The 14,476-nt window shown below is 72.2% G+C and carries 14 protein-coding genes and 1 pseudogene; 5 read left to right on the top strand and 10 right to left on the bottom strand.

The annotated features are described in order from the left end of the window. The 5 genes and pseudogenes from LADH09A_RS23375 to nadA form a co-directional block, all read right to left on the bottom strand. Positions 1-1,333, bottom strand: a pseudogene (locus LADH09A_RS23375) (hypothetical protein); the annotation flags it as partial. A gap of 385 nt (positions 1,334-1,718) precedes the next feature. Further along, positions 1,719-2,279 (bottom strand): helix-turn-helix domain-containing protein, encoded by a 561-nt coding sequence (locus tag LADH09A_RS23370; RefSeq protein WP_238647606.1) that lies wholly within the window; start codon positions 2,277-2,279, stop codon positions 1,719-1,721. Positions 2,280-2,472: 193 nt separating this feature from the next. Continuing rightward, positions 2,473-3,066 carry a DUF3043 domain-containing protein gene (locus LADH09A_RS23365; RefSeq protein ID WP_238647605.1) on the bottom strand — a complete coding sequence of 198 codons (594 nt, stop codon included), beginning with the start codon at positions 3,064-3,066 and terminating at the stop codon, positions 2,473-2,475. Between the two features lie 114 nt (positions 3,067-3,180). Continuing rightward, the gene (gene murA / locus LADH09A_RS23360) at positions 3,181-4,536 is read right to left on the bottom strand and encodes a UDP-N-acetylglucosamine 1-carboxyvinyltransferase (RefSeq protein ID WP_308194669.1); all 1,356 of its coding nucleotides are present in this window, start codon (positions 4,534-4,536) and stop codon (positions 3,181-3,183) included. Between the two features lie 213 nt (positions 4,537-4,749). Next, on the bottom strand, positions 4,750-5,949 hold the full coding sequence (nadA, locus tag LADH09A_RS23355) for a quinolinate synthase NadA (protein ID WP_238647604.1): 1,200 nt from the start codon (positions 5,947-5,949) through the stop codon (positions 4,750-4,752). Positions 5,950-6,016: 67 nt separating this feature from the next. On the opposite strand from nadA, the gene LADH09A_RS23350 reads away from it, so the two are divergent. The 3 genes from LADH09A_RS23350 to LADH09A_RS23340 all read left to right on the top strand — a co-directional run bounded on the left by LADH09A_RS23350 (position 6,017) and on the right by LADH09A_RS23340 (position 8,886). After that, complete coding sequence (locus tag LADH09A_RS23350) at positions 6,017-7,156, top strand: glycerate kinase family protein (RefSeq protein ID WP_238647607.1); 1,140 nt, start codon at positions 6,017-6,019, stop codon at positions 7,154-7,156. A gap of 169 nt (positions 7,157-7,325) precedes the next feature. Next, positions 7,326-7,718, top strand: a complete 393-nt coding sequence (gene erpA, locus LADH09A_RS23345) for an iron-sulfur cluster insertion protein ErpA (RefSeq protein WP_088949463.1) — start codon at positions 7,326-7,328, stop codon at positions 7,716-7,718. 190 nt (positions 7,719-7,908) lie between these two features. Further along, entirely contained in the window at positions 7,909-8,886 is a 978-nt protein-coding gene (locus tag LADH09A_RS23340) for a carbohydrate kinase family protein (RefSeq protein ID WP_238647603.1), read from the top strand. Between the two features lie 126 nt (positions 8,887-9,012). Here LADH09A_RS23340 and LADH09A_RS23335 read toward each other — a convergent pair whose 3' ends face one another. Next, complete coding sequence (locus LADH09A_RS23335) at positions 9,013-9,246, bottom strand: sulfurtransferase TusA family protein (protein ID WP_088949461.1); 234 nt, start codon at positions 9,244-9,246, stop codon at positions 9,013-9,015. Further along, positions 9,243-10,394 carry a cysteine desulfurase family protein gene (locus tag LADH09A_RS23330; RefSeq protein WP_238647602.1) on the bottom strand — a complete coding sequence of 384 codons (1,152 nt, stop codon included), beginning with the start codon at positions 10,392-10,394 and terminating at the stop codon, positions 9,243-9,245. The genes LADH09A_RS23335 and LADH09A_RS23330 overlap by 4 nt, the downstream gene beginning before the upstream one ends. A gap of 170 nt (positions 10,395-10,564) precedes the next feature. Between LADH09A_RS23330 and ctaC the strand changes: the two genes are divergently transcribed. Continuing rightward, positions 10,565-11,536 carry an aa3-type cytochrome oxidase subunit II gene (ctaC, locus tag LADH09A_RS23325; RefSeq protein ID WP_238647601.1) on the top strand — a complete coding sequence of 324 codons (972 nt, stop codon included), beginning with the start codon at positions 10,565-10,567 and terminating at the stop codon, positions 11,534-11,536. A 9-nt stretch (positions 11,537-11,545) separates the two neighbouring features. Then, positions 11,546-11,971, top strand: a complete 426-nt coding sequence (locus LADH09A_RS23320; protein ID WP_238647600.1) for a cytochrome c oxidase subunit 4 — start codon at positions 11,546-11,548, stop codon at positions 11,969-11,971. Positions 11,972-12,216: 245 nt separating this feature from the next. On the opposite strand, the gene LADH09A_RS23315 is transcribed toward LADH09A_RS23320, so the two are convergent. The 3 genes from LADH09A_RS23315 to LADH09A_RS23305 form a co-directional block, all read right to left on the bottom strand. Then, a complete protein-coding gene (locus tag LADH09A_RS23315) occupies positions 12,217-12,420 on the bottom strand; it encodes a hypothetical protein (protein WP_238647599.1) in 204 nt (67 codons plus the stop codon). A gap of 339 nt (positions 12,421-12,759) precedes the next feature. Then, positions 12,760-13,818, bottom strand: coding sequence for an anthranilate phosphoribosyltransferase (gene trpD, locus LADH09A_RS23310; protein WP_238647598.1), 1,059 nt, complete (start codon positions 13,816-13,818; stop codon positions 12,760-12,762). Positions 13,819-13,907: 89 nt separating this feature from the next. Then, entirely contained in the window at positions 13,908-14,303 is a 396-nt protein-coding gene (locus LADH09A_RS23305) for a response regulator (RefSeq protein WP_238647597.1), read from the bottom strand. Between the last annotated feature and the right edge of the window lie 173 nt (positions 14,304-14,476).

Raw genomic sequence — 14,476 nt, 5'->3', positions numbered from 1 at the left:
GCGGGTCGGCGCTGCGGTGCGGCTCCGGGGCGCGGTGCGGGTCGGTGCGGTGGCTCTGCTCGCGGGTGCGGTCCGGACGCACCGGCCCCGGCGGCGGCCAGGGCAGGCTGCCGTCCGGCTGTTGGCTGGTCTGCGGCCGAGGCTGGCGGTACCCGTTCTCGCGTGGGCCGTCCTCGCGGTAGCCGTTCTCGCGTGGTCCGTGCTCGCGGTAGCCGTTCTCGCGTGGTCCGTGCTCGCGGTGGGAGTCCTCGCGGTAGGCGTCCGGCCGGGCCTCCTCGCGGGGGCGCCGATCCGGGTACGCCTCGGCACGGGCTGCCGCCTCACGGGGCTGCTGCCGGTACGGCTCGGTGTCGGGCCGACGCCGGTCGTCGTCGCGGCGGGGCTGCTCGGGCATCTCCGGCTCGGGTCGGCGCCGCCGTCCGCCGTTGGGCGCCGGTGCTGCCTCGACGCCCTCGTCCGCGCGGTAGCGCCGCTCCGGGCGTCGGACGTCGTCGGCCGCCCGGTCCGGGTAACCGTCCGCGCGGTACCGCGGGTGGGCGTCCGCGGACGCCCACGGGTCGGCTGCGTCGGGGAGCCGGTCGTCGGCCGTGCGGCCGTTGTGGTCACGGGTGGCCCGTTCGCCGTACCCGTCGCCGGGGTGCCGCTCGTAACCGGCGGCCGGCCGCTCCTGCGTGCCGCGGCGACGCGGTGAGTCGTCCGGCTCGGGCATCCAGCCGGAGTCCGACCGAGGTGCCGGGGAGACCGGGTACCCCCGATCCCGCTCGATGGGGTCCTGCTGCGGGCGGCGGCCGTCGTACCTCTCGGAGGCGGGCTGGTCGCGGTGCCAGGCGGCCTCCCGCGCGGGCCCCCGCTCGTCGGCCGGGCGTCGGTCGGACCAGGCGGTACGCCGGTCCGACTCGGAGGGGCGGCGCTCGTCGCGCCGAGGTGGTTCGGGCAGGGGCCGACGGTACGGCTCGTGGTCGTAGTGACGGGAGTCGGCGCTGTCGGACCGGCCGTAGGCGGATGCCTCGACCTCGCTGCGGGACCGGCCGTAGGTCGGTGTCTCGACCGGCGCGTCGTCCACCCAGGAGCGGCTGTGGGCTGCCGGTTCCGCCGGCGGTTCGTCGGCCCAGGACCGGCCGAGGTAGGTGCCGTCCGGGCGGGTCGGTGCCAGCGGCGGCACCTCGGCCCGGCCGGTCACCGTGGCGCGGCCGCGCGATGGCGGCTGGTGGAGGGCGCCGATGTCGCCGGCGTATCGCTGGCCGGGGAACTGGGGGTGCCACTCGGTGGTCGGTTCGACCACCCAGGACGGCTCGTTCGGGTCAGGCCACCGGTCGTCGTAACGGCCGTTCATCCGCCGAGCCCGTCGCCACACCCGGCCACGCGGCCGATCCTCGACGGAGGTGAGCTGTCCGCAGCCGCAGCGGGGTGACCTCCGGGCGTCCGGTCGCCGCCTGCCACGCTCCGGTGGCCGGCTCGCGTCCGCTCGCTCACGGCGTTGTCACCTCGTTGCAAATTGTCGCGCTGGGGCCTCGCGTGCCGGTCAGGTCGCCCGCTCCGGCAGCCCGTGGCTGCGGATGGAGGGTAACGGCGTGGGCTCGCTCACCGCCACTGTGGCGCCGCCCACGGGCGCAAACGTTATCCCAATGGTTTCGGACATTTGGTCCTATAACCGAATCTGGTCTCCGACCTTACCGCACTGGCCGAGAGCGGGGCTCGGGCGGGAGTGCCGGCCCCGGTCAGGGGTGCTCCATGATGAGGACGGCGAACGTGCCCTGCGTGAGCGCCTCGTAGCGGTGCGGGGCGTCACCGGGAAAGGTGGCGTAGTCGCCGGGTTCGAGTTCGACCGGAGCAGACTCCGGGCCGACCCGCAGGCGGCCGGCGGCGAGCACCACATGCTCGACGCTGCGGGGCGTGTGCCCGTCGGCGGCGCGGATCGCGCCCGGTTCCAGCTCGATCAGGTAGATGTCCCTGCGCAGGTGTGCCGCGCCCGCGCTGAGCAGCGTGCCGGTGAAGTCGGCCCGCTCGGAGCGGACCCGGGGCCCGTCCCCGGCCCGGACCACTCGTACGGCGTCGTCGGTCGGCTCCACCAGTCGGCTGAACGGAACCCCGAGTGCCCCGCCCAGAGCCCAGAGCGTCTCCACGCTCGGGTTGCCGGTGCCCGACTCCAGTTGGGAGAGCGTGGACTTGGCCACCCCCGCCCGGCGGGCCAGCTCGGTGAGCGAGATGCCGACGCGTTCGCGCTCCCGACGGAGGGCGGCGGCGATGGTGGCCAGCGGGGCCGCGGGTTCCGGAGGCATACGGTCGCTCCACTGGATCAACGTTCGGTTCGACGAACAGCATCAGCTGTTCAGCATGATGAACCAGACCCTTTCCCAGGCAGGAACCGCACAACTTCGGGGAAAGTGCTGCCTCCGGAAGGCCGGAGGCAGCGTCAACCCTGACGTTGTGCGGATCCTGGCCAGTGCGTGGGGAACCCTCGCGCCGAGCCGGTCAGACCTTGTCGCCGAGCTTGACCTGGGGTGCCGGGGCGCGCATCCGCCGGAAGGTGATCGACCGCATGACCGCGTAGAGGTAGAGCGAGCCCATGCCCTGGTTGGTCTTCGGGAAGCGTTCCTTGACCAGCTTGCCGATCTTGCGGCAGATCAGGATCGAGTCGATGACCACGCCCAGCGCCAGCGCGCCCCAGAGCACGTTCGAGATCAACCGGACCAGCGGCGGCATGGCCGCGTTCGACCCGATCAGCACGATCAGCGCGCCGCCGAAGAACCAGGTGCCGACCGTACGCCGGGAGTCGACCACGTTGCGGGCCAGCAGCCGCTCCGGGCCACGGTCGCGGGGGCCGCCCTCGCGGCGGAACTCCGAGGCGGCCTCGGCGCGCAGTTGACGGCGACGCTCCCGCTCCTCCTCCTTGGTGAGGGGGCGGCTGGGGCCGGCCGGGCGGCGACCGGCGGTCGGCCGCTTGGGCGTCTCCCGACCCTTGGCCGGGGTGTAACCCCGGGACCGCTCGGCGGTCTCCTCGGGGGTCACCGAGGTGACGGCCTCGTCGACGAGGTCGGTGGACTTGCGGCGAAAGAGCGACGGCACGCGGCAAGGGTAGCCAACGGCTCGCGCCCGGTGCACATCGCGGTACAGCGGCCGACGGCTCCAGGTCGCAGCGCGACCTGGAGCCGTCGTGGTCCAACGATGGAAGGAGCGGGGTTACGGACGTTCGGCGTGCGCGCCCAGGTCGGCGAGCTTCGCCTCGAAGTCCTCGTAGCCACGGTTGATCAGGTCGACGCCGTACACCCGGGAGGTGCCCTCGGCGGCGAGCGCCGCGATCAGGTGGCTGAACCCGGCGCGCAGGTCCGGGATGACCAGGTCGGCGGCGTGCAGCTTGCTCGGCCCGGCGATCACCGCGGAGTGCTTGAAGTTGCGCCGGCCGAAGCGGCACGGCGTGCCGCCGAGGCAGTCCCGGTAGACCTGGATGTTGGCGCCCATCGAGTTGAGCGCCTCGGTGTAGCCCAGCCGCTGCTCGTAGACCGTCTCGTGCACGATCGACAGGCCACGGGCCTGGGTGAGCGCCACGACCAGTGGCTGCTGCCAGTCGGTCATGAAGCCGGGGTGCACGTCGGTCTCCAGCGCCACCGCGTTCAGCTCACCGCCCGGGTGCCAGAAGCGGATGCCGCCCTCCTGGCCGGGGTCGCCCAGCTTCGGCGCGCGCGCGTCGGTGACCTCGTACTCGCCGCCGACCGACCGGAAGATGTTCAGGAAGGTCATCATGTCGGCCTGCTGCGCGCCGAGCACCTCGACGTGGCCACGGGTGGCCAGGGCGGCGGCCGCCCAGCTCGCCGCCTCGATCCGGTCCGGGATCGGCCGGTGGGTGTAGCCGTGCAGCTTGGGGACACCCTGGATCTCGATCACCCGGTCGGTGTGGACCTTGATGATCGCGCCCATCTTCTGCAGGATGCAGATCAGGTCGATGATCTCCGGCTCCACCGCGGCGTTACGCAGCTCCGTGACGCCCTCGGCCATCACCGCGGTCAGCAGCACCTGCTCGGTGGCGCCGACGCTCGGGTACGGCAGGGAGAACTTGGTGCCGTGCAGCCCGTTCGGCGCGGACAGGTGCAGACCCTCGGGCCGCTTCTCGACCGTGGCGCCGAACTCGCGCAGCGCCTGGAGGTGGAAGTCGATCGGGCGCGGGCCGATGTGGCAGCCGCCCAGGTCCGGGATGAACGCGTGCCCGAGCCGGTGCAGCAGCGGGCCGCAGAACAGGATCGGGATCCGGCTGGAACCGGCGTGCACGTTGATCTGGTCGGTGCTGGCGCTCTCCACGTTCGCCGGGTCGAAGACGAGCTCGCCGTCCTCGGTGCCGTCGGTGACCTTGACGCCGTGCAGACCGAGCAGACCCCGGACCACCTCGACGTCGCGGATCTTCGGCACGTCGAACAGTCGGCTCGGGCTGTCACCGAGGAGCGCGGCGACCATCGCCTTCGAAACCAGGTTCTTCGCGCCGCGCACGCGGATCCGCCCTTCGAGCGGAGTGCCTCCGTGAACGACCAGGACGTCGTCGGTCAACGCAACCTCCAGCGCGTCGGTGCTGCAGTGTTATTGGTGGGGCGCCTGAGCTCTCTCGCTACCCCGGATGCGGCCATGTCGAAACGGCCCGCTTGTCTCATCGCTCCGGGCAGCATAGCCCTCGGTGACGAAAAAGGACTCGGTCACATCGGCGTGTGTGGCATTAATCGGTGATCCGGCACTTTTGCGTACCAAGAGCGCTACAGAACGTGATCAGGACGCCGTGGGCGGCGGAGTGTCCGCGCCGGGCAGGGCGAGCATCTGATCCAGTGCGACCCGAGCGTGGTACGCGGTGTCGGCGTCCACCGTGATCTGGTTGACGACCCGGCCCGCGACCAGCTCCTCGAGGGCCCAGACCAGGTGCGGCAGATCGATCCGGTTCATCGTCGAGCAGTAGCAGACCGCCTTGTCCAGGAACATGATCTGCTTGTCCGGGTGCGCCAGCGCGAGCCGGCGGACCAGGTTCAGCTCGGTGCCGAGCGCCCAGGCCGAGCCGGCCGGAGCCGCCTCGATGGTCTTGATGATGTACTCGGTCGAGCCCACGTGGTCGGAGGCGGTGACCACCTCGTGCCGGCACTCCGGGTGGACCAGGACGTTGACACCGGGCACCCGCTCCCGGACGTCGTTGACGCTCTCCAGCGTGAACCGGCCGTGCACCGAGCAGTGCCCCCGCCAGAGGATCATCTTGGCGTCGCGCAGTTGCTCCGGGGTGAGCCCGCCGCCGGGCTTGTGCGGGTCGTAGAGCACGCAGTCGTCCAGCGACAGGCCCATCTCCAGCACGGCCGTGTTGCGGCCCAGGTGCTGGTCGGGCAGGAAGAACACCTTCGACCCCTGCTCGAACGCCCAGTCCAGGGCGCGCTTGGCGTTGGAGGAGGTGCAGACCACGCCGCCGTTGCGGCCGACGAAGCCCTTGATGTCGGCCGAGGAGTTCATGTACGTCACCGGGACGGTCTCGCCGGCGATGCCCAGCTCGGTCAGCGTGTCCCACGCGGCCTCGACCTGGCCCAGAACCGCCATGTCCGCCATCGAGCAGCCCGCGGCCAGGTCCGGCAGGATCACCCGCTGCGCGTCGGTGGTGAGGATGTCGGCGCTCTCGGCCATGAAGTGCACGCCGCAGAAGAGGATGTACTCCGCGTCCGGGCGGGCCGCGGCCTCCCGGGCCAGCTTGAACGAGTCACCGGTCACGTCGGCGAACTGGATCACCTCGTCGCGCTGGTAGTGGTGCCCCAGCACGAAGACCTTGCTGCCCAGCTTCGCCTTCGCAGCCGTGGCTCGGGCCACCAGATCCGGGTCGCTGGGCGCCGGAAGGTCGCCCGGACACTCGACACCGCGCTCGGTGTCGGGGTCGCTGCCCCGGCCGAGCAGCAGCAGAGCCGTCGCCGTGTTGGAGGGTTCCACCCAGGTCGAAGTCACCTAGCCATGGTCCCACAGCGCGAGCGCGACGCAGCTTCCGTCGGTGTGGGCTGCCACACTGCTCGCCATGCGCGTGCTGCTCTGCCCGGACAAGTTCGCCGGCACCCTGCCCGCACCGGAGGTGGCCGCCGCGGTGGCCGCCGGCTGGCGCACCGTCACCGACGGTGACGACCTGCTGATCCGACCGCTCGCCGACGGTGGTCCGGGCTTCGTGGAGGTGCTTGCCGAAGCCCTCGGCGGGCGGCGGGTGCCGGTGCCGACGGTCGACCCGCTGGGCCGGCCGGCCACCGGTGAGATCCTGCTCACCGCCGACGGCGCGACCGCCTATCTGGAGAGCGCCCAGGCGTGTGGTCTGCACCTGCTCTCCGCGGCCGAGCGTGACCCGAAGACCACCACCTCGTACGGGCTGGGGCTGTTGGTCGCCGCCGCGGTGGAGAGCGGCGCCCGGACGGTGGTGATCGGGCTGGGTGGCTCGGGCACCAACGACGGCGGCGCCGGGATGCTCGCCGCGCTGGGTGTCACACCTCTCGACTCCGGTGGCGCCGCGCTGCCCTACGGCGGGGCGGCGCTCGCCGCTGTCGACGCGGTGGACGGGGCGCCCCGGCTGCGTGGCGTCCAGCTCGTCGCGGCCACCGACGTGGACAACCCGCTGCTCGGCCTGCACGGCGCGAGCAACGTGTTCGGCCCACAGAAGGGTGCCGACCGCGCCGACGTGCTGCTGCTCGACGCCGCGTTGGAGCGCTTCGCGGCGGTGCTGGAACGCGACCTCGCCGGTTGCCCGGCGGGGCTCGGCACGCTGCCCGGGGGCGGTGCCGCCGGCGGCATCGGCGCGGCGCTCCTCGCCCTGGGCGGCGGCTGCGAGTCGGGGATCCGCCTGGTCACCCGGGCGACCCGGCTGGACGCGGCGCTGGACACCGCGGACCTGGTGATCACCGGCGAGGGGTCGTTCGACCACCAGTCGCTGCGCGGCAAGGTGGTCGCCGGGGTGGCCGGTGCCGCCCGCGACCGGGGCGTGCCGTGCGTGGTGGTGGCCGGGCAGGTGAGCACCGGCCGGCGAGAGGCCGCCTCGGCCGGGGTCACCGACGCGTACAGCCTGGTCGAGCACTTCGGCGGGGAGGCCGGCGGTGGCCTCGACGCCGCGATGAGCAGGCCCGCCGAGGGGTTGCGCGAGCTGGGCGCCCGACTGGCCCGGCAGTGGAGCCGCTGAGCGTTCCGGCCGTCTGACGACGGGGCCCACCTGCGGCGGGCGTCACGCCACGCGGGTGCGCCCGGCCGGGGCGGCGTACGATCGGCGGAGGACCACAACCGGGAATCACTGGACGGCGCGCGGCGTTGGCCAGTGCGTCCGGACCCAAACCGCGCAGGGAGACTTCCACGTGACCACGCCAGCGCAGACCGAGTCGACCGAGGCCCAGGCCCCTACTTCCGTCGAGGCCCAGGCCCCTACTTCCGTCGTCCTCACCGACGTCGCGGCGCAGAAGGTCAAGGCCCTGATCGAGCAGGAGGGCCGCGACGACCTGCGGCTCCGCGTCGCCGTGCAGCCGGGCGGCTGCTCCGGCTTGCGGTACCAGCTCTTCTTCGACGAGCGCTCGCTCGACGGTGATGTCGTCACCGACTTCGGTGGTGTCGAGGTCGTCGTCGACCGGATGAGCGCCCCGTACCTCTCCGGCGCGACGATCGACTTCGCCGACCGGATCGACGCCCAGGGCTTCACCATCGACAACCCCAACGCGGGCAGCTCCTGCGCCTGCGGTGACTCGTTCAACTGAGTCACGCACCACGCACGTACGACGACGGGGTCGTCCTTCGGGACGGCCCCGTCGTCGTGTCGGGCTGCCGGTTGGGAGCGGTCCCGACGCTTTCGTGACCAGCCGGTTGCCGTTGTCCGACCGACCGGTCACCGTCGGGTTGCCGGGCCGGTAGTCTGACCGCGCCCTGCTCCCGACCCCGAGGGTTGACATGAAGATCGCCGTCACCGGCTCGATCGCCACCGATCACCTGATGAGCTTCCCCGGCCGCTTCGCCGACCAGCTCATCGCCGATCAGCTGCACAAGGTGTCCCTCTCCTTCCTGGTGGACGACCTGGTGCTCCGCCGAGGTGGCGTGGCGGCGAACATCTGCTTCGGCATGGGTCAGCTCGGGCTGAGCCCGGTGCTGCTCGGCGCGGTGGGGGCGGACTTCGCCGACTACCGCTCCTGGCTGGAGCGCCACGGCGTGGACTGCGACTCCGTACACATCAGCGAGGTGGCGCACACCGCCCGGTTCGTCTGCACCACCGACACCGACATGTGCCAGATCGCGTCGTTCTACGCCGGTGCGATGAGTGAGGCACGCAACATCGAGCTGGCCCCGGTCGCCGACCGGCTCGGCGGACTGGACCTCGTGCTGGTCAGCGCCAACGACCCCGAGGCGATGCTGCGGCACTCGGCCGAGTGCCGCACCCGCGGGTACGCGTTCGCCGCCGACCCGTCGCAGCAGCTCGCCCGGATGGGCGGCGAGGACGTGGTGGCGCTGATCGAGGGCGCCGAGTACCTGATGACCAACGACTACGAGAAGTCGCTGCTGCAGAGCAAGGCGAAGCTGAGCGACGACCAACTGCTGGACCTGGTCAAGGTGCGGGTCACCACGCTGGGCAAGCACGGTGTGGAGATCGCCGGGCGGGGCATGGACCCGATCCACGTACCGATCGCACGGGAGATCCGGGCGGTCGACCCGACCGGGGTGGGCGACGGCTTCCGGGCCGGCTTCTTCACCGCGCTCTCCTGGGGCGTCGGCCTGGAGCGGGCCGCCCAGGTCGGCTCGTTGCTGGCCACGCTGGTCCTGGAGACGGTCGGCACCCAGGAGTACGACGTCCGCCGCGACCTGTTCGTCAAGCGGCTCGCCGAGTCCTACGGCGACACCGCGGCGGACGAGATCCGCCCCCACCTCCTGCCGTAGCCCTAGCCCCGACCGCCGCGTCGATCATGGAGTAGTGGTGGCCGAAAAGCCGCTCCTTGCGGCTTTTGTCCCCCACCACAACTCCATGATCGACGCGTTCTGCGGGGGTGTGGGGGTAGGGCGGGGTTAGTGGCGGCGGCGGATGTCGTAGGCCGGGCCGTCCGGGCCCTTGACCGACCCGAGGAACTCCTGGCCGCGCATCCGGCACCAGGCGGGGAGGTCGACCGCCGCCGCCGGGTCGTCGGCGAGCACCCGGACCACCGTGCCCACCGGCAGTTGTGGCAACCGCCGGGCCGCCGCGATCACGGGTAGCGGGCAGCGCTGACCCCGGCAGTCGATGACCTCGTCCGGCATCGTCACAGCCCCACCACCCCGGCGTCGGCGCGCAGCTCGGCGACGATCCCCGGCAGCTCACCGAGGAACCGCTCGACGTCCGCCTCGGTCGTCTCCCGGTGCAGGCTGACCCGCACGTTGCCGTGCGAGAGCACCCCCATCGCCTCCAAGACGTGCGACGGGCGCAACGTGGACGAGGTGCAGGACGAGCCGGACGACACGGCGAAGCCCCGCCGGTCCAGTGCGTGCAGCAGCGCCTCGCCGTCCACGTACAGGCACGAGAAGGTGACCAGGTGGGGGAGCCGGAGCACCGGGTCGCCGACCACCTCCACGTCGGGCACGTCCGCCGCGACCCGCGCCCGGATCCGGTCCACCAGCGGGGCCAGCCGGGCCGCCTCCGCCGCCGCGTCCGCCGCCGCCGCCCGCAGGCTCGCCGCCGCCGCCACCACCGCGGGCAGGTTCACCACCCCGGGGGTACGACCACCCTCCCGCTCGTCGGCCGGCCAGGGCGACTCCCAGCGGGTGCCCTTACGGACCGCCAGCACCCCCACCCCGGGCGGACCGCCCCACTTGTGGGCGCTCGCGCTGAGCACCGACCAGCCGGCGGGCAGAGGCACCCGGCCGACCGACTGCGCGGCGTCCACGTACAGCGGCACCCCCGCCTCGGCGCAGACCGCGGCAGCCTCGGCGACCGGTTGCACTGTCCCCACCTCGTGACTGGCGGTGATCAGGGCGGCCAGCGCGACACCGGGCGCGCGAACGGCGGCCGACCACGCGGTCACGTCCAGTCGGCCCACCCGGTCGACCGGTACGCCGGTCGCGGTCCCACCCGCCGCGACGTGCCGCTCCGACGCGTGCAGCACCGCCGAGTGCTCGATCGCCGAGTGCACCAGCGTCGACCCGACCCGACGCCGCCCCGCCAGGCCGCCGAGCACCGCGCCGTGGGCTGCGGTCGTACCGCTGGGGGTGAAGGAAACCTCGTCCGCGCGGACGCCGAGCGTCAGCGCGGTGGCCTCGCGGGCGGCGTCGAGCAGCTGCCGTGCCCGGCGGGCCTGGCTGTAGAGCTTGCCCGGGTCGGCCCAGCCGTCGTCGAAGGCGGCCAGCAGCGCCTGCCGCGCGACCGGATGCATCGGCGCGGCGGTCGCCGCGTCCAGGTAGACCGGGGATGCGCTCACAGATCGACACGCTATCGCGGTGGTATGCCCATCATCCCCCCAATGGGGGTGGACAGTGACCCCACCACGGCCGAGCCCGTCATGGTCGAGTAATCTGCGACCGTCGGTGACGCCTTTGCCGTCGGTGCTGAGGAAAGACCCACCGCGGCGCGCTAGGGAGGCAGGACCAGGTGGTCGCAAGGAGTTCGGAGGTACGGCCGTCGGCCGTACGGCACAGCGCTTCCCCAGGGGTCGGTGGCCGCCGAGGGCGTGGTGCTGGTCGGTTGGCCGGGCTCGGTCTCGGTGGCGTGGCGCTACTGGTCCTGCTCACGGGCTGTGACGTAGGGCAGGCGTTTGACGGCTTCGGCTGGCCGCAGGGCGGCATCTCGCCGGAGTCCAAGCGGATGTACGACCTGTGGATCGCCTCCTGCATCGCCGCGCTCGCGGTCGGCGTCTTCGTGTGGGGCCTGATCTTCTGGTGCGTGGTGCGCTACCGCAAGCGTGGCAACACGCTGCCGGTGCAGACGCGCTACAACCTGCCGATGGAGTTCCTCTACACCATCGCGCCGATCCTGATCGTCTCCGTGCTCTTCTACTACACGGCGATCGTGCAGACCGACGTCGACAAGTTGTCGAAGAACCCGGACGTCACGGTCGAGGTCGTCGCCTTCAAGTGGAACTGGCAGTTCAACTACCGCGACGGCCAGGGCACGGAGGCCCGCACCACCGCGTCGACGCTCGGCACCAGTGAGGTCATCCCGGTGCTGGTGCTGCCGACCAACCGGTCGATCCGGTTCGAGGAGACCAGCCGCGACGTCATCCACTCGTTCTGGGTGCCGGAGCTGCTGTTCAAGCGGGACGTCATGCCGGGCAAGATCCGCAACGTGTTCGAGGTCTCCAGCCTGGACGCCGAGGGTGCCTACGTCGGGCGCTGCGCCGAGCTGTGCGGCAGCTACCACGCGTTCATGAACTTCGAGCTGCGGGTGGTCTCGCCGGAGAAGTACGACCAGTTCCTGGCGGCCAAGCAGGGCGGCAAGTCCACCCAGGACGCGCTGACCGAGATCGGTGAGGAGCCGTACGCGGAGACCACGCGCCCGTTCGACACCCGCCGGACGCAGGGCAACTTCAACCCGGACGACGTTCCGGCCCGCACGGGAAGCTGAGGCAGCCGCATGAAGACCGAGTGGCGTATCTTCCTGATCATTGCCGCGTTCCTGTTCGGCGCCACCATCCTCTACGGCGCCTGGACCAACGGCGCGTCCGGCGGCATCGAGTGGGTGGGCACGGTGGCCCTGCTGCTGTCGTTCCTGCTCTGCACCATGTGCGGTGGCTTCTTCTGGTTCGTCTCCCGGCGTATCGACCTGCGCCCGGAGGACCGTCCGGACGCCGAGATCGCGGACGGCGCCGGCGAGGTCGGCTTCTTCAGCCCGGGCAGCTACTGGCCGTTCGGTCTGGCGCTGGCCGCCGCGCTCGCCGCGCTCGGCCTGGTGTTCTGGCAGTACTGGCTGATCGGCGCCGGTCTGGTGGCGGTCGTCTTCTCCGCCTGCGGGCTGCTGTTCGAGTACTACAGCGGCACCCGGCGCACCGCCGAGCACTGATCCACCCGGTCGCTCGCGACCGACCTGCGTGACGAAGGCCCGTTCCCCCGAGGGGGAACGGGCCTTCGTGGTGTGCGGGCAGCCGATCGTCGCCTCGGCGGTGCGGTGTCGGGCGGGCGGCGCTGCGGGTCGGGCGGTGCGGCGGCGCTGCGGTGAGGCGGTGCTTGCGGGCGGGCCTGTCGGCGGGCGCTGCGGGTCAGGCGGTGTGGCGGTGCTTGCGGCGGGCCGTCGGCGGGCGCTGCGGGTCAGGCGGCGTGGCGGACGGGCTGGCGTCGACGGTCGGCCAGTTGGGTGACCGGGACGGCGATCGCGGTGATCAGCACCACGGCAGCGCCGCAGCCGGTGCAGATCAGCTCAGGGCAGTCGGTGCCGTGACCGTCGATGCAGGGCGGCACCTCGAACGGTGCCACGCCCTCGCAGACGTCGCAGTACAGCTCGCGGTGCGACACGGGCGTCTCCTCTCGAACCAGGCGTGCCGCCCCCGAACGTGACAGTGGCGCACGGACGGGAGCGGATAACTACTCGCCTGTAGTTTCCCACGCGGGTCCGACAAATCTCCGCGGGGCCGTCGCTGAGAGGGCACCGCGCGGGTACCGCCCGGGTGATCCACTCGACATCATTGAAGTCGGGGTATCAGGGTGGCGTGGACACCGCGGTTTCATGAAACCCGAGTCGATCGAGCCCCGAGTGGCGGTGCCGAGGGGTCAGGCCGAGTCGATCGAGCCCCGAGTGGCGGTGCCGAGGGGTCAGGCCGAGTCGATCGAGCCCCGAGTGGCGGTGCCGAGGCGTCAGGCCACCGGTGCGGCGGCGGTCGCGGTGGCGATCCAGCGGTCGAGGGTCGCGGCGGCCGCGCCGGAGTCGATCGACTCGGCCGCGCGGTCCAGGCCGGCGCGCAGCGCCTCGGTCAGGTCCCCGTCGAGAGGGCCCTGGGTGGCCAGCGCCGCCGCGGCGTTGACCAGCACCGCGTCCCGGACCGGGCCGGTCTCGCCGGCCAGCAGGCGACGGGCCACGTCCGCGTTGTACGCGGCGTCACCGCCCCGCAGGTCGGCGAGGGTAGACCTGGGCACACCCAGGTTCGTCGCGTCCAGCACGGCCTCACGTACGGTGCCGCCCTGGGCCGCCCAGACCCGGGTCGGTGCGGCGGTGGTGAACTCGTCCAGCCCGTCCTCGCCGCGCATCACCAGGACGGAGTCACCACGATCGGCGAACACCCCGGCCATCACCGGGGCCATCCGCAGGTCGAAGCAGCCGACGGCGCCGGCGCGGGGCCGGGCCGGGTTGGTCAACGGGCCGAGGAAGTTGAAGACGGTCGGTACGCCCAGTTCCCGTCGGACCGGGCCGGTGTGCCGCATGCCCGGGTGGAACCGGGCCGCGAAGCAGAACCCGATGCCGGCCTCGGTGACGCAGCGGACGATCGCGTCCGGATCGAGGTCGAGGGGGACGCCGAGGAACTCCAACAGGTCTGCGGTGCCGCAGGAGGACGACGCGGCCCGGTTGCCGTGCTTGACGACCCGGACGCCGGCACCCGCCACCACCAGGGCCGCCATCGTGGAGATGTTGACCGTGTGGGCGAGGTCACCGCCGGTGCCCACCACGTCCAGCGCGGTGGAACGCAGGTCGTCGGGGAGGTCGACCGGGACGGCCCGGCTCAGCATCGTCTCCACCAGCCCGGCCAACTCGGCGGACGTCTCACCCTTGGCCCGCAGCGCCACCGCGAAGCCGGCGACCTGTGCGGCACCCGCCGAGCCGGCCATGATCTCGCCCATCGCCCAGGCGGTGTCGGCGGTGGACAGCTCGTCGCCGCGCAGCAGCGAGTTGAGCAGGTGCGGCCAGGTCCGATCGCCCATGGCGGGCCTCCCGAGCGTACGAAGTGCGGGTGGGCTGGAACCAGCGCCGAGTGATCCGGTGCCGTGACGGTGCCGGAGAGCGTGGGACGTCAGGCGGGTGTGTGCGTCCGCAGCAGCTCGGCCACCGTGCCGCCGGTGGTCACCGGGTCGAGCGGGTGCACCAGCGTCGCGTCGACCTCGGCGTACGCGGCGAGCCATCGGTCGGCGGCGCGGGCGATCACCAGGCAGGTCGGGGGAGCGTCGTCCCGGTCGTCCTTGATCTGCCGGGCGATGCCGATGCCGCCACCCGGGCTCGCCTCACCGTCGAGCAGCAGCAGGTCGATCTCGTAGTCGTCGACCAGCCGGATGGTCTCCGCGTAGGTCGACGCGTCGACGAACTCGATCTGCAGACCGGGTGCGGGCCGCGTGCCGACGGCCATCCGCATCCGATCACGGACCTGCGGGTCGTCGCTGTAGAGCAGGACGGTGCAAAGACGATCGCTCATGCCGGCACTCCGCTTCGCTGCGTGCCGCCATGAGGCACCATCGCACTGAGCCCGATGATTCGTTCGCTGTGCTCACTCATGCCGGCACTCCGCTTTCAATCCTTAGCTGCCGGCCGCTCGTACCGGTCGGGGTTACCTCGCCCCACTCCCCCCCCCCCCCCCACCTCTCGGCC

It is taken from the genome of Micromonospora cabrerizensis, from assembly GCF_022230955.1.
Lineage (GTDB): Bacteria > Actinomycetota > Actinomycetes > Mycobacteriales > Micromonosporaceae > Micromonospora > Micromonospora cabrerizensis.
Note: the sequence above shows the minus strand (reverse complement) of the source record. Positions and strands in the feature narration are given on the sequence as shown.